This is a genomic window from Burkholderia sp. WAC0059 (assembly GCF_002870125.1).
GTDB lineage: Bacteria > Pseudomonadota > Gammaproteobacteria > Burkholderiales > Burkholderiaceae > Paraburkholderia.
This window is the reverse complement of record NZ_PNEO01000011.1, coordinates 169,341-192,287: the sequence shown is the minus strand read 5'-3', so window position 1 is coordinate 192,287 and position 22,947 is coordinate 169,341. Positions and strand designations below refer to the sequence as shown.

Sequence of the window (22,947 nt, the reverse complement as noted above, 5' to 3'; positions counted from 1 at the left end):
GTGCCCGCGTCCGGTCGAAAGACGCCTGGATCGGACACGGTCATTTCCGTGATTAGTGATTAAACGGGTGGGGCGTCTGCGACCCTTTAGAGGGCGGCCCTACCAGCCGCGTAGTCTGAGCCTGTCGTTCAACTCCCCGCTGCCGCCTGAGTCCGGAGAGTCCCACGATTTCCGCTTTGCCAGTCTCACGACAACAATCCCCCCTCAAACATCAATATTCCCCGCCCTCAACGCATTGGACTCGATGAACGCGCGTCGCGGCTCCACATCGTCGCCCATCAGCGTCGTGAAGATGCCGTCGGCCGCGATTGCGTCTTCGATCTGCACGCGCAGCAGGCGCCGCACGGCGGGGTCCATCGTCGTTTCCCAGAGCTGTCCGGGGTTCATCTCGCCGAGGCCCTTGTAGCGCTGCTTCGAGACGTTGCGTTCCGCATCGGTGATGAGCCACTTCATCGCACTCTTGAAGTCGGCAACCGCCATGCTGCGCTCGCCGCGCTTGATCATCGCGCCCTCGCCGATCAACCCCTCGAACGTGTTCGCGGTGTTGAGGAGCTGACGGTAGTCGGCGGTCAGTTGCAGCTCCTCGTCGATCACCGAGACCTTCACGTTGCCGTGATGGCGCCGCTCGACGCGCAGCGACCGCAACTCGCGCACCGGGTCGTACATCGGCGCGACGGACACCTCGGGCTTGAGCGGATCGTTGCGTAGCGCGGCCTCGAGCGCGCGGGCCGAGGCCTGCGTCGAAGCCTCGTCCGTCAGATCGACGTTCACGCCGTCCATCACCGCCTCGAGCGAGCGCTCGTCGTACTGGCGGCTCAGGCGGTCCACCACGGCGCGCGCGAGCTGGTACGAACGCGCGAGCTCGCCGAGCGCGTCGCCGGCAATCGGCGTCGCGCCTTCGCCCGGGACGAGCTCGGAGCCGTGCAGCGCGAGCCTCAGCATGTGCGCGTTCAGGTCGGCGTCGTCCTTCAGATAGCGCTCGTCCTTGCCGGCCTTCAGCTTGTAGAGCGGCGGCTGCGCGATGTAGACGTAGCCGCGCTCGATCATCTCGGGCATCTGCCGGTAGAAGAACGTGAGCAGCAGCGTGCGGATGTGCGCGCCGTCCACGTCCGCGTCGGTCATGATGATGATGCGGTGGTAGCGCAGCTTCTCGAGGTTGTAGTCGTCCTTGCCGATGCCGCAGCCGAGCGCCGTGATGAGCGTGACGATCTGCTCGGAGGAGAGCAGCTTGTCGTAGCGCGCCTTCTCGACGTTGAGCACCTTGCCGCGCAGCGGCAGGATCGCCTGGAACTTGCGGTCGCGGCCCTGTTTCGCGGAGCCGCCCGCGCTGTCGCCCTCGACGATGTAAATTTCCGACTTCGCCGGGTCCTTCTCCTGGCAGTCCGCCAGCTTGCCCGGCAGGCCCACGCCGTCGAGCACGCCCTTGCGGCGCGTCATTTCGCGGGCCTTGCGCGCGGCGTCGCGCGCGCGCGCGGCGTCGACGATCTTGCCGCAGATGATCTTCGCGTCGTTCGGCGTCTCGAGCAGGAACTCCTCGAGCGCCTTCGCGACCACGTCCTCGACCGGCGCGCGCACCTCGGACGAGACGAGCTTGTCCTTCGTCTGCGAGCTGAACTTCGGCTCGGGCACCTTCACCGAAAGCACGCACGAGAGCCCTTCGCGCATGTCGTCGCCCGAGGTCTCGACCTTGGCCTTCTTCGCGATCTCGTGGTCGGCGATGTACTTGTTGATGACGCGCGTCATCGCCGCGCGCAGGCCGGTCAGGTGCGTGCCGCCATCGCGCTGCGGAATGTTGTTGGTGAAGCAGAGCACGCTTTCGTTGTAGCTGTCGTTCCACTGCATCGCCACCTCGACGCCCACGCTGTCCTTCTCGCTGCTCACGTAGAAGATGTTCGGGTGCAGCACGCTCTTGGTCTTGTTGATGAACTCGACGAAGCCCTTCACGCCGCCCGCGAGCGCGAAGTCGTCTTCCTTGCCGGTACGCTGGTCGGTCAGGCGGATGCGCACGCCGTTGTTCAGGAACGAGAGTTCGCGGATGCGCTTGGCGAGCACGTCGTAGTGGTAGTCGACGTTGCCGAAGATGGTCTCGTCGGCCATGAAGTGCACTTCGGTGCCGCGATTTTCGGTGTCGCCGAGCAGTTGCATCGGCGAGACGGACACGCCGTCGCGCGCCTCGATCGCGCGGTTCTGCGCAACGCCGCGGTGAAACTCCATGAAGTGCTTCTTGCCGTTGCGCCGCACGGTGAGGCGCAGCCAGGTGGAGAGCGCGTTCACGCACGACACGCCCACGCCGTGCAGCCCGCCCGACACCTTGTAGCTGTTCTGGTCGAACTTGCCGCCCGCGTGCAGTTCGGTCATCACGATTTCGGCGGCGCTGCGCTTCGGGTCGTGCTTGTCGTCGAGCTTGACGTCGGTGGGAATGCCGCGGCCGTTGTCGGTCACGGAAATCGAGTTGTCCGCGTGAATGGTGACGTGGATGTCGTTGCAGTAGCCGGCAAGCGCTTCGTCGATTGCGTTGTCGAGCACTTCGAACACGAGGTGGTGCAGACCGGTTCCGTCCGACGTATCGCCGATATACATCCCGGGGCGCTTGCGCACCGCTTCCAGGCCCTCGAGGATCTGGATGGACGAAGCGCCGTAGCTGCTGTTGTCGGGTTGCGAGTGATTCGTTTCAGTCATGGTTTTTCCGGTTCTGCGTTACTGCCTGCGTTGCTGCTCGATACGTTTCGAAAAGCCATAAAACGCCAAAGGGGCGCTGCGCCCCCCGGTGTTCGTGCTTCTGTCGCGGCATCAGATGCGCATGGGCATCACCACGTATTTGAATTCCTCGTTCTCGGGAATCGTGATGAGCGCACTGGAGCTGGCGTCGCCGAGGCTCACCTGGAGCGTGTCGACCTTCAGGTTCGCAAGGACGTCGAGCAGATACGTGACGTTGAACCCGATGTCGACGGTGTCGCCCTGGTAGGCGATTTCCAGTTCTTCCTGCGCCTCCTCCTGGTCGGCGTTGGTGGACAGGATTTTCAGTTGGCCCGGCTCGACGACCCAGCGCACGCCCTTGAACTTGTCGGACGTGAGAATCGCCGCGCGTTGCAGCGAGCGCTGCAGCTCGTCGCGGCCGATCAGGAAGATGTTCTTGTGCGCCTTCGGAATGACGCGCTGGAAGTCGGGGAACTTGCCCTCGACGAGCTTCGAGACGAGCTCGACCTGCCCGAACGTGAACTTCACCTGGGTCGACGCGATGTCGATCTTCAGCGCGTCGTCGATGTCTTCGAGCAGGCGCTGGAGCTCGAGGATCGTCTTGCGCGGAATGATGACTTCCTGGCGTGGAAACGAGCCCTCGATCTTCATCGACGAGTAGGCGAGGCGATGGCCGTCGGTCGCGACCGCCATGAGCTGGTCGCCGTCCACGACGAGCAGCATGCCGTTCAGGTAGTAGCGGATGTCCTGCTGGGCCATCGCGAAATAGACCATGCCGATGAGCTGGCGGAACGTCTTCTGCGCGACCGACAGGTTCGCACCGAAATCCTTCGCCTCGGCGACGGTCGGGAATTCGTCGGCGGCGAGCGTCTGCAGCGCGAAGCGGCTCTTGCCCGACTGCACGGTCAGGCGTTTGTCGGCAAGCGTCAGGCTCACCTGGCCGTCGGGCATCGCGCGCAGGATGTCGAGCAGCTTGCGCGCGGCGACGGTCGTCGCCACCGATTCGGCGCCCACGCCGAAGTCGGCGTGCGTCGTGATCTGCAATTCGAGATCGGTCGACAGGAACGACACATCGGAACCGGTTTTGGTGATCAGCAGATTGGCGAGGATCGGCAGCGTGTGGCGGCGTTCGACAATGCCGCTTACCGTTTGCAGCGGCCTGAGGAGGTTATCTCGTTCGGTCTTGACCAGTTGCATAGAGTTCCTTCGTAGATGTGACGGCCTGCGCCCCCCGCTTCGGAGCCCCGCCCGGCGGCTGTGCCGCATGGCCCCGACGCCGCCTTGCTACAGGAGGCCGCAGCTTGAAATCCACCCCCGACCGCCGGGCGGTCAAACCCATATTGTGCCTGAAAACGAACCGTTTCCCTAAATTGGGGGCGCTCCACGCAACGACGGCCGGACGGCCCGCGCCCGGCTCTTTTCAGCCCTTCAGCGTCTGCTCGAGCACGTGCAGCTCGTGGTTGAGCTGCGCGTCCTTGCCCCGTTCGTCGGCGATCTTGCGCACCGCGTGCAGCACCGTGGTGTGGTCGCGTCCGCCGAACAACTCGCCGATTTCCGGCAGGCTCTTCTGCGTGAGCTCCTTGGCCAGATACATCGCGATCTGGCGCGGCCGCGCGATGTTGGCGGGCCGCTTCTTCGAGTACATGTCGGCGACCTTGATGCTGTAGAAATCGGCGACGGTCTTCTGGATGTTCTCGACGGAAATCTGCCGGTTCTGCACCGTCAGCAGATCCTTGAGCGCCTCGCGCGTAAGCTCGATCGAAATCTCGCGGCCGTGGAACTTCGAGTACGCGAGAATCTTGCGCAGCGCGCCCTCGAGCTCGCGCACGTTCGAGCGCAGGTGCTTCGCCACGAAGAACGCCACGTCCTCGTTCAGGCTCACGCCCTCGGACTGCGCCTTGCGCATCAGGATCGCGACGCGCATTTCGAGCTCGGGCGGCTCGATCGCGACGGTGAGCCCCGAGTCGAAGCGCGAGATCAGCCGGTCGTCGATGCCCGAAATCTCCTTCGGGTACGTGTCGCTCGTGATGATGACCTGCGCCCGGTTCGCGACGAGCGCCTCGAACGCGTAGAAGAACTCTTCCTGGGTGCGCGACTTGCCCGAAAAGAACTGGATGTCGTCGATGAGCAGCAGGTCGAGCGAGTGGTAGTAGCGCTTGAAGTCGTCGAACGCCTTGCGCTGGTAGGCCTTCACGACGTCGGACACGTACTGCTCCGCATGGATGTAGCGGATGCGCGCGCCGGCCTTGTCCATCAGCAACTGGTTGCCGATCGCGTGGATCAGGTGGGTCTTGCCGAGGCCCACGCCGCCGTAGAGGAACAGCGGGTTGTACGAGACGCCGGGGTTGTCCGCGACCTGGATCGCCGCCGCCCGCGCGAGCTGGTTCGCTTTGCCGGTGACGAAATTGTCGAAGGTCAGCACGGGGTTCAGCTTCGAGCGCTCGTAGGTGGGGTCGGCCTCGCCGTTGGCGCCGCCCTGGCCCGGGCGCCAGGTGCGGCGCGCGGCGGCGGCTTCGTGGGCGTCGAGACTCGGCAGGTCGAGGTCCGCCGCGTCGTCGGCGGCCGCCTGGACGATGTCCGTCGCGGCGCCGTTCATGCCGCCGTTGACGTTGTGGACGACAGCCGAACCGTTGGCGCCGCCGCTTGCCCGACCGTTCGCGCCGGCGCCCGGCGCGGCATAAACGGCGGCGTCGGCCGCGGCGCGGGCCGCGAGCGGAGCCAGCGGCGCGCGCGGCACGGCGACCGGGCGCAGGCCCGCCTTCGAATCGAGAACGAACTGGACGTCGACGGGCGCATGCCAGAAGTCGCGCGCCAGATCGGCGATCCGGCCCGAGAACTGGCTCTTGACCCAGTCGAGCTTGAAGCGGTTGGGCGCCGCGATCTGCAGCGTGTTCGCAGCGGCGTCGAAGGCGACCGGGGCCAACGGTTTAATCCACGTCACGTACTGCTGGGGCGTGAGCTCGCGCTCCAGCAGTGCGGAACAGTGTTGCCAGAAATCGTTCATCGAGTGGCTGTGTTCGTTTTGTGTGCACGCCGAACCTGCTCCCGCCGCCCCTTTTTGCGCACGGCGCAACAGGGCCCTGGACGGCCGGACGGAAAACGCTCCGGACGCCCGTGCGGCAAGGAATTCGCGACAGGCAGGCGGGCCGGAGCGGCGTACAGGATTCTTGGGATAGGCGAGATTCTACCGCCAAAACGGACCGGTCAGTAAGTTATCCACAGGGACGGATCCACGCGCGGCGGCCGGCCTCATGTCGGTCCCGGGCGGTTTTCATGCAGGTTCTATGCGGGCCGGATACCGGCCCCGTGCCGGTCGGACCGCCCGGCACCTCGCCCTAAGCTATTGACGGTCAACGAAAAACCGGCTTAAATAGCGGGTTCCGCGAAAAGCCGCCCCTGAACCGTCGGCCGATCGCACCGAACCGTAGCCGCAACGGCGACCGAAATAGCTGAAACTGCGGGCTGAAACTGTGCAGGCTGAATGCAGTTTCGACCCGCGGCGTCCGGACGATCCGCCGCCGCTTCCGGGCAATCGGTGGCCAAACCCGGTGACCGAACCGGCAGCCGGTCTCAATACCCAAGTGAGAGCACCATGAAACGTACTTACCAACCTTCCGTGACGCGCCGCAAGCGCACCCATGGCTTCCGCGTGCGCATGAAGACCGCCGGCGGCCGCAAAGTGATCAACGCCCGCCGCGCGAAGGGCCGCAAGCGTCTCGCCGTCTAAGACGCGAGGCGAAGCGCACGGACTGCCGGGGGCCGGTCGGTGGCCGACTGCTCCGCGGGTCCGGTGAATCGGCGCGCGGCCTGTGTATCGGCCCGGCGACCGTCGTCACCGGCCCCGGCCGCCGGCAGGAACGGCGAGCGGAAGGCCGACAACCGCATCGCATCCGGGCTTGTCGCATTGCATACGCCAGCCGCTTTCCCCAAGGCCGCAAGGCTGCTGAAAACGGATGAATTTTCATCCGTTTTTCGTTTGCGTCCCTGGCGGCGCGCCGCGCATTTCGTCGTCTACGGCCGGCCCACCGGCAAGGAAGCGCGGCTCGGGCTCGTGATCGGCAAGAAGTTCGCGCCGCGCGCGGTCACGCGCAACCTGGTGCGGCGGCTCGCCCGCGAGGCGTTCCGCGTGCGCCGCGCCGAGTTCGACGGCTTCGACCTGCTGCTGCGGCTGCATACGCGCTTCGACGGCAAGGCGCTGCCCGGCGCGGCTTCGCCGCCGCTGAAGGCGCTGTGCCGCGGCGAGATCGAGCTGCTGTTCGAGCGGGCCGCGCGCGAAGTCGCGAAGCGCCGGGCCGCGGACGGCGAAACGCCGCCCGCGCCATGACGGCCTTCCGGCGATGCCGCGCGACGGACCCTGCCCGACGCCTTTCCTCTTTGCGGTGCAGCGAGGCCGCACGATCATGCAAACGGTACTGATCGCGTTACTGCGTTTCTACAAGCTTGCCGTGAGCCCGCTGCTCGGCAACCGGTGCCGCTTTTACCCTTCCTGCTCGGATTACGCGCGCGAGGCAATCCAGTATCATGGCGCCGCGCGCGGAACTTACCTCGCCGCCAAACGCCTGTGCCGCTGCCATCCGTTTTCCGCCGGCGGCATCGATCTCGTCCCGCCCGCGCCCGAAAAACGCGCTGATGCGCCGCTTCATCGACACTGAGACAACGCATGGATATCAAACGCACCGTCCTATGGGTCATCTTCTTCGTGTCAGTCGTCATGCTGTTCGACAACTGGCAACGCGCCCACGGACGCCCGTCGATGTTCTTCCCGAGCCCGGCGACGCAAACGCAGGGCGCCTCGCCTGACTCGACCTCGCCGGACGCCGCGGCGTCCGACCTGCCCGGCGCAGCAGCGGCGGGCACGCCCGGCAGCGGCGCCGGAACCGCGCCGGCGGTCGCGACGCAGCTCGTCCACTTCCGCACCGACCTCTACGATGGCGAGATCGACACGCGCGGCGGCACGCTCGAAAAGCTCTCGCTGCTCAAGGAAGCCGACGGCAAGCAGCCGGGCGACTACGTCACGCTGTTCGACCACACGAAGGACCACACGTATCTCGCGCGCACGGGCCTGCTCGGCGGCGACTTCCCGAACCACAACGACGTCTTCACGGCCGATGCCGGCCCGCGCGACCTGACGGGCGACGCGAGCACGCTGCAGATCAGCCTCGAATCGCCGGCGAAGGGCGGCGTGAAGGTCGTGAAGACCTACACGTTCACGCGCGGCAGCTACGTGATCGGCGTGAACACGAAGGTCGAGAACGTCGGCGCCGCGCCGGTCTCGCCGACGCTCTACATGGAGCTCGTGCGCGACAGCCAGCCCGTCGAGACGCCGCGCTTCTCGCACACGTTCATCGGGCCGGCCGTCTACACGAACGAGCATCACTTCCAGAAGATCACGTTCCCCGACATCGACAAGAACAAGGCCGATTACGCGTCGAGCGCCAACAACGGCTGGATCGCGATGGTCCAGCACTACTTCGCGACCGCGTGGATTCCGCAGCAGGGCGTCGAGCGCAAGATCTACGTCGAGAAGATCGATCCGTCGCTGTACCGCGTCGGCGTCGAACAGCCGCTCGGCACGATCGCGCCGGGACAGTCCGACGACGTGTCCGCGCGCCTCTTCGCCGGCCCCGAGGCCGAGCGCATGCTCGCGGGCATCGCGCCGGGACTCGAGCTCGTGAAGGACTACGGCTGGGTCACGATCATCGCGCGACCGCTTTTCTGGCTGCTCGAGAAGATCCACAGCTACGTCGGCAACTGGGGCTGGTCGATCGTGCTGCTCACGCTGCTCATCAAGGCCGTGTTCTTCCCGCTTTCGGCCGCGGGCTACAAGTCGATGGCCCGCATGAAGGAGGTCACGCCGCGCATGCAGGCGCTGCGCGAGCGCTTCAAGAACGACCCGCAGAAGATGAACGCGGCGCTCATGGAGCTCTACAAGACCGAGAAGGTCAATCCGTTCGGCGGCTGTCTGCCGATGGTGATCCAGATCCCGGTGTTCATCTCGCTCTACTGGGTGCTGCTCTCGTCGGTGGAGATGCGCGGCGCGCCGTGGATTCTCTGGATTCACGACCTCTCGCAGCAGGACCCGTACTTCATCCTGCCGGTGCTGATGGCCGTCTCGATGTTCTTCCAGACGCGCCTGAACCCGACGCCGCCGGACCCCGTCCAGGCGAAGATGATGATGTTCATGCCGATCGCGTTCTCGGTGATGTTCTTCTTCTTCCCGGCCGGCCTCGTGCTCTACTACGTCGTGAACAACGTGCTCTCGATCGCGCAGCAGTACTACATCACGCGCGTGATGGGCAAGGGCAGGCAGAAGAAGAGCGCCTGACGCCGCGCCGGGTCGCCGGCATCGGCAATCATGAAAAAGCCGCCCGGTTCGCGCCGGGCGGCTTTTTTGTTTGCGGACGGGCGACGCGTTTTCAGCCCTTGTCCGCGTCGCCGTAGAACTGCTCGATGAGCTCCTGCACGAGGTAGCGGTGATGTGGCGTGAGCGCCTCGATCTTCGAGGCCAGCTCCAGCGTCTCGGTCGAGGGCGGGTACTTTGCATCGCGCGGCACCGGTTTCGGCGGCCCCGGCGGCATGCCCGCCGGCGGCGGACCGTAGTGCAGCCAGTGCAGGTCCACCTTGAACCAGTCGGCGAGCGTGCGCAGTTTGTCGTCGGTGGGAACGGTGCGGCCGCTGAGCCACTTGTGGGCGGTCTGGGCGGAAACCGGATGGGCGCCGCGATGGCGCAGGTTGAAGTGCAGCGCAAGATCGGTGCCGCCGCGCAGCCGCTCCGGTGCGCGCTTCATGGCGAATCTCAGTCGCTCGGCAAAGGCGGCTTTTTCATCGGCGGTCGGCATGGGCACAGATTGTGCAATCCGGTTTCGCCAGCGAAGGCAACCTGCCAGGCTAGATTTAACCTGTCGGCGAAGAACTTAGCCCGTCTTCCGGATGGAAGCGCGTCGCAGCGCAAAGCCTGGGCGACACGAAAATACCGCGAGCGGGTGTCCGCTCCCTTCCGCGCGTTCCCGAACGGGGCCGCGCATCCGGGATATCCGCCCACTAATTTAAGATAAATCGGGATAAAAGGCGAGATCGGATCAGAGCGGCTATTGGCGCCGATCCGACGGAAACGGCCGGCGCAATCCGGAGCAGGGCTCGCGCTACAATGCCGGCACCTGTCGTGCCCGAAACGTCGGCCCACGCCCGCCCCCGCCTCTCGACTACGCCATGCTCCCCACCGATTCCGATCCGATCGTCGCCATCGCTACCGCGCCGGGACGCGGCGGGATCGGCGTCGTGCGCGTGTCGGCGGGCCGCGCCGGTGCCGACGCGGCCGAGGCGCTGATGCGCGCGCTCACGGGCCAGACGCTCGCGCCGCGTCACGCGAGCTACGTGCCGTTCGTCGACGACGACGGCACCGTGCTCGACCGCGGCATCGCGCTGTACTTTCCGGCGCCGCATTCGTACACGGGCGAGCACGTGCTCGAGCTGCAGGGACACGGCGGCCCGGTCGTGCTGCAGCTAGTGCTCCGGCGCTGCCTCGAAGCCGCGCGTGCGTTCGGCCTGCGGCTTGCCGAGCCCGGCGAATTCACGCGTCGCGCGTTCCTGAACGACAAGCTCGATCTCGCCCAGGCCGAAGCCGTCGCCGACCTGATCGAGGCCAGCACCGAAGCCGCCGCCCGCTCCGCCGGCCGCTCGCTCGACGGCGCGTTCTCGCGGGACATTCACGCGCTCGTCGACGACGTCATCGCGCTGCGCATGCTCGTCGAGGCGACGCTCGACTTTCCCGAGGAGGAAATCGACTTCCTCGAAGCCGCCGACGCGCGCGGCAAGCTCGCCCGCATCCGCGAACGGCTCGCGCGCGTGCTCGCCGAGGCGCGCCAGGGGGCGCTGCTGCGCGAAGGGCTCGCGGTCGTGCTGGCGGGGCAGCCGAACGTCGGCAAGTCGTCGCTGCTGAACGCGCTGGCCGGCGCGGAGCTCGCGATCGTCACGCCGGTAGCCGGCACCACGCGAGACAAGATCGCGCAGACCATCCAGATCGAAGGCATTCCGCTGCACGTGATCGACACCGCCGGCCTGCGCGACACCGACGACGAAGTCGAGAAGATCGGCATCGAGCGTACCTGGGGCGAGATCGAGCGCGCCGACGTGGTACTGCATCTGCTCGATGCCCGCACGGGCCTGACCGACGAGGACCGCGCGATTGCCGCGCGCTTTCCGGCCGGCGTGCCGGTCGTGCAGGTGCTCAACAAGACCGATCTGGCCGGCTTGCCGGCGCGGGTGGGCAGCCGTCCTGACGCGGGCGCGCGGGAAGAGGTGCGGGAGGTGCGGCTCTCGGCGAAGGAGGGCGACGGCATCGCGCTGCTGCGCGCGGAATTGCTGCGCATCGCGGGCTGGCAGGCCGACGCGCAGAGCGTCTACCTCGCGCGCGAACGTCACCTGATCGCGCTGCGCGCCGCGGCCGGTCACCTCGCTACGGCGGCGGACCATGCGGATCAGAATGCGCAGGCGCTCGACCTGTTCGCCGAGGAATTAAGACTCGCGCAGGAGCGGTTGAATTCGATTACCGGGGAATTTACGTCGGACGATTTGTTGGGGGTTATTTTTAGTCGGTTTTGTATCGGCAAGTGACCCCCAATCATTTTCGTTTAACAACCTTTCCGGCAAGGGGCAATTCGAGTCGGTCCCACCATCAGACCACAGGCATCAAGCAGGACAACACACCCCAATTAATGCAAAAAACTCATCTATAAAACCAACAAATACATTAGACGACTCACCACTGGGCTGGTAAATTCGCCGGCAACCTGCCCTGAACGCAAGAAGGACAAGCGGACAAGGCAACGCCCCAGGCACCGGACTCATCCCTACAGTTAACTATCAGTTATCTTAAGTAATTCGAACGCCCACGCCGTCCCTCGCTATCCCGCCGCATCTCTTCAACCCACCGAATCCAGCCCCATGCGCCTTACCCCGTTTCGCCCCGCGTTCCGGACCTCGTCCGCCTGCGCCGTCCTGCGGCGCGCCGCGTTGCTCTGCGCGACCCTGTTCGCGACGGTTCCCGCCGCGCATGCCCAGGCCGCGCCGCCGTCGGTGCTCGCGCGTTCGTGGGTGCTGATGGACGCGACCAGCGACCAGGTGCTGGCCTCCGGCAACGCCAACGCACGCGCGGAACCGGCGTCGCTCACGAAGCTGATGACGGCCTACCTCGTGTTCCAGGCGCTGCAGGAAAAGAAAATTTCGATGGATCAGACGGTGCTGCCCGGCGACGCGGTGCGCACGGTCGGCAACGACCAGTCGCGCATGTTCATCGAGGCCGGCAAGCCGGTCAGCGTCCACGATCTCGTCTACGGGCTGATCGTGCAGTCGGGCAACGACGCGGCCATCGCGCTCGCCGAACTCGTCGCGGGCAGCCAGGCCAATTTCGTCGACATGATGAACGCCGAGGCCCATCGTCTCGGCATGACCGGCACGCACTTCGCCGACGTGAACGGCATGCCCAATCCAGAGCACTACACGACGGCCGGCGATCTGGCGGTCCTGACCGATCATCTGATTCACGATTTTCCGGAGTACTACCCGATCTTCTCGGTCAAGGAATTCACCTACGACAACATCCGCCAGCCGAACCGCAACCGCCTGCTCTGGCTGGACCCGACCGTCGACGGCCTGAAGACGGGCCACACCGAGGCGGCGGGTTATTGCCTGATCGCGAGCGCGCTGCGTCCGGTGCCGGACGCGCCGGACGCGAAGCGCCGGATCATCAGCGTGGTGATGGGCGAGCCGACCGAGCCCGACCGCGTCAGCGACAGCATGAAGCTGCTCGACTTCGGCTACCGCGCCTTCGCGGAAACCCGCGTCTACCAGGTCGGCCAGGCGGTGCGCACGGTGCGCGTCTACAAGGGGACGAGCCTGAGCGTCGGCATCGGCGTCGCGCACGACCTGATGGTGATGCTGCCGAGCGGCGCGGCGGACGAGGCGAAGCCGGTCGTAACGGTGACTTCGCCACTGATCGCGCCGCTCGCGGCCGGCCAGACGGTCGGAAACGTCCAGCTCGTCTCGCAGGGCAAGGTGCTTGCCGAGGCGCCGCTCGTGACCCTTCAGGCCGTGCCGCAGGCGAACCTGCCGAGCCGCCTGTGGGACTCGATGCTGCTGATGTTCGCGTCGCCGAAAGCCTGACGCGGCAAGGGCGGCCCTCCCGGCAACGTTCCGCCCCTCGCCCGCTCCCCGCGGGCGAATCCCGTTCGTCCAGCCCCTAGTCGCGCGCTGCTGAGCAGGCCGAACGAAACTGTGCTCCCGTCCCTCGGGGGCAAGTGTGCATCCTCTGCGCATGCGGATATGGAAAGATGGCAGGCCGATGGCAACGGAGCCCGCCGGCTCCCTCCGCAAGACGATGACGACCCGTAACAACGCCGCCCGGTCATGGACCGAGCGCCTGCGCCGGCAGTTCGAGCAGTTCATCGACCTGGCCGAACTGGTCGGCCTCGTGCTGATCGGGCTGGCCACCACGTTCGCGATGGGGCAGGAAGTGTGGAAGATCGTGGTGGCGGGCCAGGTTTCGCTGACCGATCTGCTGCTGATGTTCCTGTACCTCGAAGTGCTTGCGATGGATGCCCGCTATCTGCGCCTCGGGCAACTGCCGGTGCGCTTTCCGCTCTACATCGCGATGGCCTCGCTCGCGCGCGATCTGATTCTGCGGGTCAACGTCGCGGGCGGCCAGGAGCTGCTGTTCACGGCGGCCGGCATCGTCGTGCTGGCGATTGGCGTGCTGATTCTCCGCTACGGGCAGCATCGCTATCCGGGCCACGACGACGAACCGCGCGGCGAGCGCACGGAGCCGTGATCGCGGACGACGCACGGCCGGCACAGGACCGGCGGCGCGGAGAACCCTCAGGAATCGACGTGGATACGGCCATTCTTTCCCCCCCGCAGCACCTGACCGACGACGCCACGGCCAGCGGCGCGCTGCCGGCCGCCGGAGACGACTGTCTCGACCGGCTCGGGCGGCCGCTCAGGGATTTGCGCCTCTCGGTCATCGACCAGTGCAACTTCCGCTGCACCTACTGCATGCCAAAGGACGTGTTCACGCCGGACTATCCGTTCCTGCCCAGGTCGGCGCGCCTGTCGTTCGACCAGATGACCGCGCTCGCCAGCGCGTTCGTCATGCTCGGCGTGGAACGCATCCGCATCACCGGCGGCGAGCCGCTGCTGTGCCGGCACCTCGAGACGCTCGTCGAGCGACTCGCCCGGCTGCGCACGCCGGCCGGCCGGAACGTCGAAATCGCGTTGACCACGAACGGCCTGCTGCTCGCGCAGAAAGCCCGCGCGCTGCGCGACGCGGGGCTCTCGCGCGTAACGGTCAGCCTGGACAGCCTCGACGACGCGCTGTTCGGGCGCATGAACGGCGTCGGCGCGCCGGTCTCGCGCGTGCTCGACGGCATCGACGCCGCGCGGGCGGCCGGGCTCGCGCCGCTGAAGGTCAACATGGTGGTCGAGAAGCACGTGAACGACTCGCAGGTGTTGCCGATCGCGCAGCGCTTCCGTCATACGGGCGTGACCGTGCGCTTCATCGAGTTCATGGACGTGGGCGGCGCGGCGTCGTGGAATCGCGACAAGGTGCTCACGTCCGACGAAACGCGCGCGCGGATCGCAAGCGTCCATCCGCTCGTGCCGGTGCCGGGCCGGCGCGCGAGCGACACCGCGAGCGTCTGGCGCTATGCCGACGGCGCCGGCGAAGTGGGCTTCATTTCGAGCGTGTCGCAGCCGTTTTGCGGCGACTGCACGCGCGCGCGGGTATCGGCGGACGGGCGGCTCTTTCTCTGCCTGTTCGCGACCGGTTCCGTCGACCTGAAACCGTGGCTCAGCGAAGGCCGTTCGCCGGCCGCGCTCGCCGACGAAATCCGCCGGCACTGGCTCCGGCGCGACGACCGCTATTCGGAGTTGCGCGGCCAGCTCGCGGCGACCGGCCGAAAGCGCGCCTACCCGGTCGTGAGGATGTCGCTGGTCGGCGGCTGAATCTCGCGCCATCTCCCGGCACGCGCAACCTTCACGCGCTTTCGCGCAGGCACGCGGACGCGAGCTTGCCGAGCGTCGTCACGGCCTGCTCGATCGCGGGCGACCACGCATAGCTGTAGTTGAGCCGGATGAAGTGGGCGTAGGCCGCCGACGTCGAGAACATGTAGCCGGGCCCGATCGTGATGCCGCTTTCGAGCGCGCGCTGGTAGAGCCGCATCGAATCGACCTGCGGCGGCAGCTCGACCCAGAGCACGTAGCCGCCGGCCGGCTGCGAGGTTCGCGTGCCTTCGGGAAAAAACCGCGTGACCGCGGCGCGCATGAGCCGGGCCTGCTGCATGAAAACCTTGCGCACGCGGCGCAGGTGATGCTCGTAGCCGTCGTTCTCGAGATAATCGGCAATCGCCAGTTGCGGGACGAGCGGCGTCGTCAGCGTATTGAGGAACTTGAGCTTCTCGACCTGCTGCCGGTAGCGCCCGGGTAGCGCCCAGCCGATGCGCAGCGCGGGCGTGAGGCTCTTCGAGAACGACGCGCAGTGCAGCACGATTCCTTTCGTGTCCCAGGCCTTCAGCGCCCCCGGATGCACGTCGCCGAAATAGAGTTCGTGATAGACGTCGTTCTCGATGATCGGCACGTCGCGGCGCGTCATCAGCTCGACGAGCTCGCGCTTCTTTTCGTCGGGCATCTGGAAGCCGAGCGGGTTCTGGAAGTTCGGCATCACCATGCAGGCCGCGATGGGCTGCCGCTCCATGATCTGCGCGAGCGCGCCGACGTCGATGCCCGTGCGCGGGTCCGTCGCGACCTCGATGGCGCGCATGCCCATGCGCTCGATCGCGTGAAGCATCGCATAGAAGGTCGGGGACTCGACCGCGATCGTGTCGCCGGGCTTCGCGACGGCCTGCAGGCAGAGGTTGATGGCCTCGGTCGCGCCGACGGTCACGACGATCTCGTTCGGATCGATGGGCTCGCCGTTTTCGAGGTAGCGCCGCGCGATCTGCCGGATCAGCCGCGGGCTGCCCGGCGGCAGCTCGGACGTCACGCCCCATTGCTTCTGGCGGCGCGCGATCGCGTACGCATAGCGGTTGATCTTGTGGAACGGGAAGAGCGCCGGGTCGGGGTAGGGCGAGCCGAGCGGAATCGCGTCGTCGGCGCCGATGGAACGCAGCGTGGAAAGCACGAGCCGGCTCACGTCCACCTGCGCCGAGACCGCGAGCGGCGCCGACGGATTCAGCTCGGGCGCCACGACGCGGCGTCCGCTCGCGTCGGGCCGCACGAAATAACCCGACTGCGGCCGGCTTTCGATCAGTCCCTTGCTCTCGAGCTGCAGATAAGCGTGGATGACGGTCGTGATGCTGAGCCGGTGATGCTGGCTCGTCTGCCTGACCGACGGAATGCGCTCGCCCGGACGGAACACGCCGCGTCGAATCTGCGCCTCGATCTCCTTCGCCAACTTTTCGTACAGTTTCACCGGCACTCCGATTTTTCGGGCGCGCACCGCGGCGCCGCCCGTTCTGGCTTTCCCGTATGCTGCCGTCGTCGTCCGCTTTCCGGACGGACGCGCCCGCCATTTTCAGGCACAGTGCCTCGCACTCGACACCGCCCACCGGAACTGTACTCTTTCCGGGCGGGTGGATGTGTGTTTTTGATGCCTGGCCCGCTGCCCTTAATCTACGGGCGATCGAAAGTGCGCTGAGGTACCCGCCGGGTACGGCGAGGCGCCGGTCATGGAGCCATCGTCATGGAAAAGAGCAAGCAGGAAGGGCGCATCGCGCCCTATCATCATCCGGCCGCGGGCTGGGGGGCGCTAAAGTACGTCGCCATCAATCTCGTCAAGGAGAAGGTGGCAGGCGGCAAGTACCGCACGCTGTTCAAACAGAACCAGCCCGACGGCTTCGATTGCCCCGGCTGCGCCTGGCCCGACCGCGAGCACGCCTCGACCTTCGAGTTCTGCGAGAACGGCGTGAAGGCCGTCGCGGCCGAGGCGACGGGCAAGCGCGTGACGCCGGCTTTCTTCAGCGAGCACACGGTCGAAGCGCTCATGAAGGAGACCGACTACGAGCTCGAGCAGCACGGCCGCCTGACCGACCCGATGGTCTACGACGCGCAGACCGACCGGTACGTGCCGATTTCCTGGCCCGATGCGTTCGGCCTGATCGCCGCGCACCTGAAACGGCTCGACAGCCCGCACGAAGCCACGTTCTACACGTCGGGCCGCGCGAGCAACGAGGCCGCGTATCTGTACCAGTTGTTCGTGCGGCTGTACGGCACGAACAACTTCCCCGACTGCTCGAACATGTGCCACGAGGCGACGAGCCGCGGGCTGCCCGGCACAGTCGGCATCGGCAAGGGCACGGTCACGCTCGAGGACTTCGAGCACGCCGACACGCTGCTCATCTTCGGCCAGAACCCGGCGACCAACCACCCGCGCATGCTCGGCGAGCTGCGCGAGTGCGCGAAGCGCGGCGCCACCATCGTCTCGATCAACCCGCTCAAGGAGCGCGGCCTCGAGCGCTTCGCGAGCCCGCAGCATCCCATCGAAATGCTGACGTTCTCGAGCACGAAGATCGCGTCCACGTTCATCCAGCCGAAGCTCGGCGGCGACTTCGCGCTCATCAAGGGCGTGGCCAGGCACGTGCTCGAACTCGACGACGAAGCGCGGGAGAAGGGCGCCGAACGCGTGCTCGACGTCGACTTCATCGCGGAGCACACGACCGGCTTCGAGGCGTTCGCCGCCGATCTGCGCGCCGAAAACTGGAGCGTGCTCGAAGCCGAGTCGGGCGTCGCGCGCGAGGACATCGAAGGCCTCGCGCGCATCTACGCGAACGGCAAACGCGTGATCTCGACCTGGGGCATGGGGCTCACGCAGCACAAGCACTCGGTCGCGACCATCCAGATGCTCTCGAACCTGATGATGATGCGCGGCAACATCGGCCGGCTCGGCGCGGGCCTGTGCCCCGTGCGCGGCCACTCGAACGTGCAGGGCGACCGCACGGTCGGCATCGAGGAGCGGCCGACCAAAGCATTCCTCGACCGGCTCGGCAAGGTCTACGACTTCGAGCCGCCGCGCGGGCACGGCCTCGACGTCGTGAACACCATCGAGTCGATGCTCGAAGGCCGCGTGAAGGTGTTCATCGGCCTGGGCGGCAACTTCGTGATGGCGACGCCCGACACGCCGCGCACCTGGGACGCGTTGCGCTCGTGCGAACTGACCGTGCACGTGACGACCAAGCTCAACCGCAGCCACCTCGTGCACGGCCGCGACGCGCTGATCCTGCCGACGCTCGGCCGCACCGAGATCGACCTGCAGAACGGCGTCGCCCAGGGCGTCACGGTCGAAGACTCGATGAGCATGGTCCACATCTCGTACGGGATGAACCAGCCGGCCTCGCCCAACCTGATGTCGGAGACGGCCATCGTCGCGAACATCGCGCACGCGACGCTCGGCAGCGCGAAGGTGGACTGGCTCAGGCTGGCCGGCAACTACGCGCTGATCCGCGACGAGATCGAGAAGGTGTTCGAGGGCTTCGAGCGCTACAACGAGCGCATCGCGCATCCGGGCGGCTTCCACCTGCGCGTCGCCTCGCGCGAGCGCGACTGGAAGACCGACACCGGCAAGGCCAACTTCGTCGTTCACCACATCGAGGAGGACACGCCGATCCGCCGCGCGAAGGCGCGCTACGGCGAGCGCGTGATGACACTGATGACGACGCGCTCGCACGACCAGTACAACACGACGATTTACGCGCTCGACGACCGCTATCGCGGCGTGTTCGGCCAGCGCCGCGTGGTGTTCGTCAATCCGGCCGATCTCGCGATGCTTGGCCTGAAGGCCGGCGAATGGGTCGACATGACGACGGTGTGGGACGACGACGTCGAGCGGCGCGCCGATTCGTTCCTGCTCGTCGAATACGACATTCCGCGCGGCTGCATCGGCGCGTACTATCCGGAAACCAACCCGCTCGTGCCGCTTTCGAGCGTCGGCGACGTCTGCAACACGCCGACCTCGAAGTCGATCCCGGTGCTGCTGCACCGCTCGGCCGCGCCCGGCGCCGTCGCGGCCATCGCCGCCTGACGCGACGGCGGCCACGGCCGCCACGCCCGGCGCGCGCGGCGAGACCGCGCCGCCGGGCGCGAACTCATCCGATAACCTCATTCGCACCGATTCGCCCACCCATCCGTCATGATCGTCAGACCCCCGCAGAACTGGCTGCGCATGCTGTTCATCTGGGACGGCTCGGTGCTTCGGTCGATCCTTCCGCAACTCGCCGTCATGGCGCTCGTGAGCGCAGCGGCGACCGCCACGCACGGACACATCCTCAACCAGCGGATCACGCTGAACCCGACGCCGATGACGCTATGCGGCGTGGCGCTCACGATCTTCCTCGCGTTTCGCAACAACGCCAGCTACGAGCGCTACCGCGAGGCGCGGCACCTGTGGGGCAACCTGCTGATCGCCGCGCGCACGCTGACCTCGCAGGCGCTCCATTACGCACCCGCCGATCCGGCCCGGTTCGACCGCGCGGTCTTCGTGCGGGAGCTGAACGCGTTCGCCTGCGCGCTCAAGCATCAGCTACGCGGCTCGGACCCGTCGGCCGATTTCGCGCGCCTGCTCGGCGAGGCGCGTGCGCAAGCGCTGCTCGAAAGTCACTATCGCCCGGTCGAGCTGCTCGACGACATGCGACGGCGCCTCGCCGGGTTGCAGCGCGCGGGCGGCATTTCGGACACCCAGCTCTGGATGTTCGACGCCCAGCTCGCCGAACTCGGTACGATCGTGGGCGGGTGCGAGCGCATCCTGTCGACGCCCATTCCGTTTTCCTACGGCGTGCTGCTGCACCGGACGGTCTACGCCTACTGCCTGCTGCTGCCGTTCGGTCTCGTCGACTCCATCGGCATCGCGACGCCGCTCATCAGCCTCTTCGTGTCCTACACGATGATCGCGCTCGAGGCGATCGCGAGCGACATCGCCGATCCGTTCGGCTTCGCGCCCAACAACCTGGCCCTCGACGCGATGACGCGGACCATCGAGCGCTCGACGCTCGAATTGTGCGGCGAGGCCATACCGGAGGACGCGACGCCGGGACGGCGGTATCAACTGACGTGATACCTGCCGTCGCCGTTATCGCCCAAGCTTCGGCGAGCGGCCTGTTTGCCGGGCCTTATTGGGGCTTTCCACAAGCGTCGCCGCGACGACTTTGCGGCATCATCCGGTGAAACGGCGCTTACCGATACGACAGTCGATCGAACACGAACAACGCGCCGAGGAGACCCCTTCCTTCCCCGTCGTCCCCTGTCCGGGATCCGGACAAATCCGGGACGGATTCGGAGACAGACAAACGCAGACGTCCCGGCGCCCGCCGGGACGTACTTGCACCGTTCCCATCGCACGGCCTCATCGGAATCAGGGGGCCGCTCGCCGCGAAAAAACGATTTCATCAAGACTCCGGCGCTCGCGTCTTCGCTTTTTCGTACGGTTCATCGCAGCAGGTAGCGGAAAAGACACATCCGCTTTCTAACGTGAAAGCCCCTGCCCCGAAAGGATCGCTACGATGCCTCGCGAAACAAGAGCCACTACGTTCCCGTCGCATGCCGACCGGACGGTGAACTCCCCACCGACGGACGAGACCTCGACAAGCCGCTCGCCGTCGTCACGAAATGCGAAATTGAAGAAGCCCCGTTCAATGGGCGATATTTCTTCTTCTCCGAGGCTGGCCAACCTCCCGCCCGTGCCTGTGCCTGCACGCGACCTCCACAGGGCCTCGCGGGAGACACTCCCCGAAGGCCTGCGGGAACGCCCGACCTTCACCGAGGAATCCAGGGAAGCCGCGATCCGGACCCATAACATGAACCGGGGTCCCAGCGGCCCGCTTTCGGTCGAAAAACCCGGTTTGCGGGATAAAAACATGGCCCAGGTACACCGGATGTCGTATCTCGCCGAGAGAGAGAACCTCAACGAGTTCGTGTCAGGCAACGACACGGAAAAAGATTTCAGGCGCTGGACGGATCGCTTTGTCCGGCTCGCACAGCAGCGAGCCAACGCGATCGGGAAAAACGACCAGTTCGCGGACGACGAAAAACAGCGCCTGCTGGAGCTCATTGAAACCGGATTGCAGGCCTATTTGACCACCCGGGAGGCCCTCATTGCGGACCGTAAAAACAGCGGCCATCAGGAGGCGTTTCTGCGCGAACTCAACAGCGTCACGTCCAACGCGAAAGATCTGGGACCGCACGAAGGGGTCAACAGTCCTGTCGGCGCATTGACTCATTTGAATACGCTCCCGAATCCAGAGGAGAGCCCGGATCCGGTGGAGAGGCCATTGACGCCGACGAGTAGGGAGTTGGTAAGAAGTATGTCGACCGGCCGGCTCACGGAGATCGCAACGACCAACAACGGAACCGAGATCATCACGACGCGCGGACTCAGCGTGCCGATCGCCGAGCTATCGGTCAAAGACCAGGAAGCCATCAGGCGTCATGGCACGAAAGACGTCGCCAAATACGATCCCGAGAGGGGCTGGCCCGAGAAGTCCCGGTTGTCCGACTGAAACCCGAACCGGCTCGCCCGCTCGGGCCGAACGCCATCCCGACAGGTAACGTCCGCCCTGCCGGACGACCACCGGCTTCACCCCGGCAACCCGTTTGCGCACGACACACCGGTAAAAAAACCGGTTCGCGGCGCGCCTCGCCGGGCGGGTGAAGTGGTTCAATGATGCAGGAGCCGGCGCAGCGGATGGCGCCAGTCGGCATGATGATGCTCGCGATCCTCGAGACGCTGCCTGTGCTCCTCGATGATTTCATCGGAGAACAGGAACACCACGATCAGCAGAGGCACGACCAGAAATGCGCCGAGTATTACGTGATCAATCACAATGGCCTCCTGGCAGTCAAGGAGTGGAGTTTCTATTGTAGTCGTCGCGCGACAGATTGCACGGTGCGCGAATGCTTACTCACATCGGCGGCGACCGGACCGGGCGCATCGGGTCGTCCCGCCGTGCAAATCCGGCTCCGGCAGCCGTCTTTTTCCGGGCAGCGGCGAACAGACCCACGCCGATCGGCGTGAAACCGTCTCGGGACACATACCGCAAGTACAGTGCCGACCGGCGCGACCGGCACAATCGACGGACGGACGGAAATTCAGCCATCCCGATCAAGAACTCCGCAACACGGCCAGCGATCAGGCCGCCGTCCATCCGAATGGAGAACCATCGTCGGCACGACGGGGCGGAAAGCGTTCCGCACGGCACATCATGTGCGGATTGCAAAGTTCGCTATCATGTCGCGCGCCTCGCCGGCATAGGGTCCCCGGTTGCGGGAAACCGCCGACAGGCCGACGATTTTCATCAACCGCCCGTATCAGCGCGGGCTCCGGACAGGGCATGGCTCTCAAATCGACCATCTACAAGGCGGAACTCCAGATCGCCGACATGGACCGGCACTATTACGCCGACCATGCGCTGACCATCGCGCGTCATCCCTCGGAAACCGACGAGCGGATGATGGTGCGCATCGCCGCATTCGCGCTTTTCGCGCACGAGCGGCTCGAATTCTGCAAGGGGCTCTCGGACACGGACGAGCCCGACCTCTGGCGCAAGGACCTGACGGGCGCGATCGAAACGTGGATCGAGGTCGGCCAGCCCGACGAGCGGCGCATCGCGCGAGCAAGCGGACGCGCGAACGAGGTCGTCGTGATCGCCTACGGCGGACGCGCGTCGGACATCTGGTGGCAGGGCGTGCGCAACAAGGTCGAACGGCTGCGCAACGTCACGGTGTGGTCGCTCGGCGAGCCGGTGGCGGCGGAACTCGGTGCGCTGGCGGAACGCACGATGCGTCTGCAGTGCACGGTCCAGGACGGCGCGGCGTGGCTCGGCAGCGCGAGCACGGAACCCGTTGCGATCGAGTGGACCGTGTTCAAGGCGCCAGAGCGAGTCTGAAGGCGGAGGAAACAGCCAGCCGGACGAAGCGCCGGCGGCAGTGCCAAAAGCCTGGACGAAAAAAAGCCCGCTAACTAGAGCGGGCTTAATCCATATCAGGAGGAGACATGGAGGAGACAGAAGTGACTATACACAGCGGCCTGATGCATCGCAATGTTTTTTTAAGGGAAAACCCGTAATTGTGCCAATTTGTCGCACCTCGGCCGATCCACTTCCGGCAAGCGACGCGGCGCGATCTGGCCACCAATGAAAGCGCAAGATCCGGCATGCTCACGCGACGCCTGGCGGCTACAGTGAAGGCATCGACAGCGCTATTACAGGGAGCCCC

General features: G+C 66.0%; 18 protein-coding genes. 12 read left to right on the top strand and 6 right to left on the bottom strand.

The window, feature by feature from the left end; genetic code table 11:
* Window positions 1–204: 204 nt before the first annotated feature.
* The 3 genes from gyrB to dnaA form a co-directional block, all read right to left on the bottom strand.
* On the bottom strand, window positions 205–2,679 hold the full coding sequence (gene gyrB, locus CY652_RS13515) for a DNA topoisomerase (ATP-hydrolyzing) subunit B (RefSeq protein ID WP_102131213.1): 2,475 nt from the start codon (window positions 2,677–2,679) through the stop codon (window positions 205–207).
* A 111-nt stretch (window positions 2,680–2,790) separates the two neighbouring features.
* On the bottom strand, window positions 2,791–3,894 hold the full coding sequence (gene dnaN, locus CY652_RS13510) for a DNA polymerase III subunit beta (RefSeq protein WP_102131212.1): 1,104 nt from the start codon (window positions 3,892–3,894) through the stop codon (window positions 2,791–2,793).
* Between the two features lie 223 nt (window positions 3,895–4,117).
* Window positions 4,118–5,701, bottom strand: coding sequence for a chromosomal replication initiator protein DnaA (gene dnaA, locus CY652_RS13505; RefSeq protein WP_219723735.1), 1,584 nt, complete (start codon window positions 5,699–5,701; stop codon window positions 4,118–4,120).
* A gap of 588 nt (window positions 5,702–6,289) precedes the next feature.
* Between dnaA and rpmH the strand changes: the two genes are divergently transcribed.
* The 4 genes from rpmH to yidC all read left to right on the top strand — a co-directional run bounded on the left by rpmH (window position 6,290) and on the right by yidC (window position 9,022).
* Window positions 6,290–6,424: a 50S ribosomal protein L34 gene (rpmH, locus tag CY652_RS13500; protein ID WP_006998755.1), complete on the top strand. Its 135-nt coding sequence runs from the start codon at window positions 6,290–6,292 to the stop codon at window positions 6,422–6,424.
* 156 nt (window positions 6,425–6,580) lie between these two features.
* The gene (rnpA, locus tag CY652_RS13495; protein ID WP_258002307.1) at window positions 6,581–7,021 is read left to right on the top strand and encodes a ribonuclease P protein component; all 441 of its coding nucleotides are present in this window, start codon (window positions 6,581–6,583) and stop codon (window positions 7,019–7,021) included.
* A gap of 76 nt (window positions 7,022–7,097) precedes the next feature.
* Window positions 7,098–7,349, top strand: a complete 252-nt coding sequence (gene yidD, locus CY652_RS13490; RefSeq protein ID WP_219723734.1) for a membrane protein insertion efficiency factor YidD — start codon at window positions 7,098–7,100, stop codon at window positions 7,347–7,349.
* An 8-nt stretch (window positions 7,350–7,357) separates the two neighbouring features.
* Window positions 7,358–9,022, top strand: a complete 1,665-nt coding sequence (yidC, locus tag CY652_RS13485) for a membrane protein insertase YidC (RefSeq protein ID WP_102131208.1) — start codon at window positions 7,358–7,360, stop codon at window positions 9,020–9,022.
* A gap of 91 nt (window positions 9,023–9,113) precedes the next feature.
* On the opposite strand, the gene CY652_RS13480 is transcribed toward yidC, so the two are convergent.
* Window positions 9,114–9,536, bottom strand: a complete 423-nt coding sequence (locus tag CY652_RS13480) for a transcriptional regulator (protein WP_102128683.1) — start codon at window positions 9,534–9,536, stop codon at window positions 9,114–9,116.
* 370 nt (window positions 9,537–9,906) lie between these two features.
* On the opposite strand from CY652_RS13480, the gene mnmE reads away from it, so the two are divergent.
* The 4 genes from mnmE (at window position 9,907) to moaA (ending at window position 14,694) form a co-directional block, all read left to right on the top strand.
* Window positions 9,907–11,310 (top strand): tRNA uridine-5-carboxymethylaminomethyl(34) synthesis GTPase MnmE, encoded by a 1,404-nt coding sequence (gene mnmE, locus CY652_RS13475; RefSeq protein ID WP_102131207.1) that lies wholly within the window; start codon window positions 9,907–9,909, stop codon window positions 11,308–11,310.
* A 330-nt stretch (window positions 11,311–11,640) separates the two neighbouring features.
* Window positions 11,641–12,858 carry a D-alanyl-D-alanine carboxypeptidase family protein gene (locus tag CY652_RS13470; protein ID WP_102131206.1) on the top strand — a complete coding sequence of 406 codons (1,218 nt, stop codon included), beginning with the start codon at window positions 11,641–11,643 and terminating at the stop codon, window positions 12,856–12,858.
* 214 nt (window positions 12,859–13,072) lie between these two features.
* Window positions 13,073–13,522 carry a phosphate-starvation-inducible protein PsiE gene (locus CY652_RS13465; protein ID WP_102131237.1) on the top strand — a complete coding sequence of 150 codons (450 nt, stop codon included), beginning with the start codon at window positions 13,073–13,075 and terminating at the stop codon, window positions 13,520–13,522.
* A 53-nt stretch (window positions 13,523–13,575) separates the two neighbouring features.
* Window positions 13,576–14,694, top strand: a complete 1,119-nt coding sequence (gene moaA / locus CY652_RS13460; protein WP_102131236.1) for a GTP 3',8-cyclase MoaA — start codon at window positions 13,576–13,578, stop codon at window positions 14,692–14,694.
* A gap of 31 nt (window positions 14,695–14,725) precedes the next feature.
* Here the strand turns inward: moaA and CY652_RS13455 are convergent, their stop codons facing one another.
* Window positions 14,726–16,159 carry an aminotransferase-like domain-containing protein gene (locus CY652_RS13455; RefSeq protein WP_102131235.1) on the bottom strand — a complete coding sequence of 478 codons (1,434 nt, stop codon included), beginning with the start codon at window positions 16,157–16,159 and terminating at the stop codon, window positions 14,726–14,728.
* 270 nt (window positions 16,160–16,429) lie between these two features.
* On the opposite strand from CY652_RS13455, the gene CY652_RS13450 reads away from it, so the two are divergent.
* From CY652_RS13450 to CY652_RS13440, 3 genes are all read left to right on the top strand, one after another.
* Window positions 16,430–18,763: an FdhF/YdeP family oxidoreductase gene (locus tag CY652_RS13450; protein ID WP_102131205.1), complete on the top strand. Its 2,334-nt coding sequence runs from the start codon at window positions 16,430–16,432 to the stop codon at window positions 18,761–18,763.
* A gap of 108 nt (window positions 18,764–18,871) precedes the next feature.
* Window positions 18,872–19,792 (top strand): bestrophin family protein, encoded by a 921-nt coding sequence (locus tag CY652_RS13445; protein WP_102131204.1) that lies wholly within the window; start codon window positions 18,872–18,874, stop codon window positions 19,790–19,792.
* Window positions 19,793–20,351: 559 nt separating this feature from the next.
* Window positions 20,352–21,233: a hypothetical protein gene (locus tag CY652_RS13440; protein WP_180970576.1), complete on the top strand. Its 882-nt coding sequence runs from the start codon at window positions 20,352–20,354 to the stop codon at window positions 21,231–21,233.
* A gap of 158 nt (window positions 21,234–21,391) precedes the next feature.
* On the opposite strand, the gene CY652_RS24455 is transcribed toward CY652_RS13440, so the two are convergent.
* Window positions 21,392–21,556, bottom strand: coding sequence for a hypothetical protein (locus tag CY652_RS24455; RefSeq protein WP_180970575.1), 165 nt, complete (start codon window positions 21,554–21,556; stop codon window positions 21,392–21,394).
* Window positions 21,557–22,064: 508 nt separating this feature from the next.
* Between CY652_RS24455 and CY652_RS13430 the strand changes: the two genes are divergently transcribed.
* Complete coding sequence (locus tag CY652_RS13430) at window positions 22,065–22,619, top strand: YaeQ family protein (RefSeq protein ID WP_102131201.1); 555 nt, start codon at window positions 22,065–22,067, stop codon at window positions 22,617–22,619.
* Window positions 22,620–22,947 lie beyond the last annotated feature (328 nt).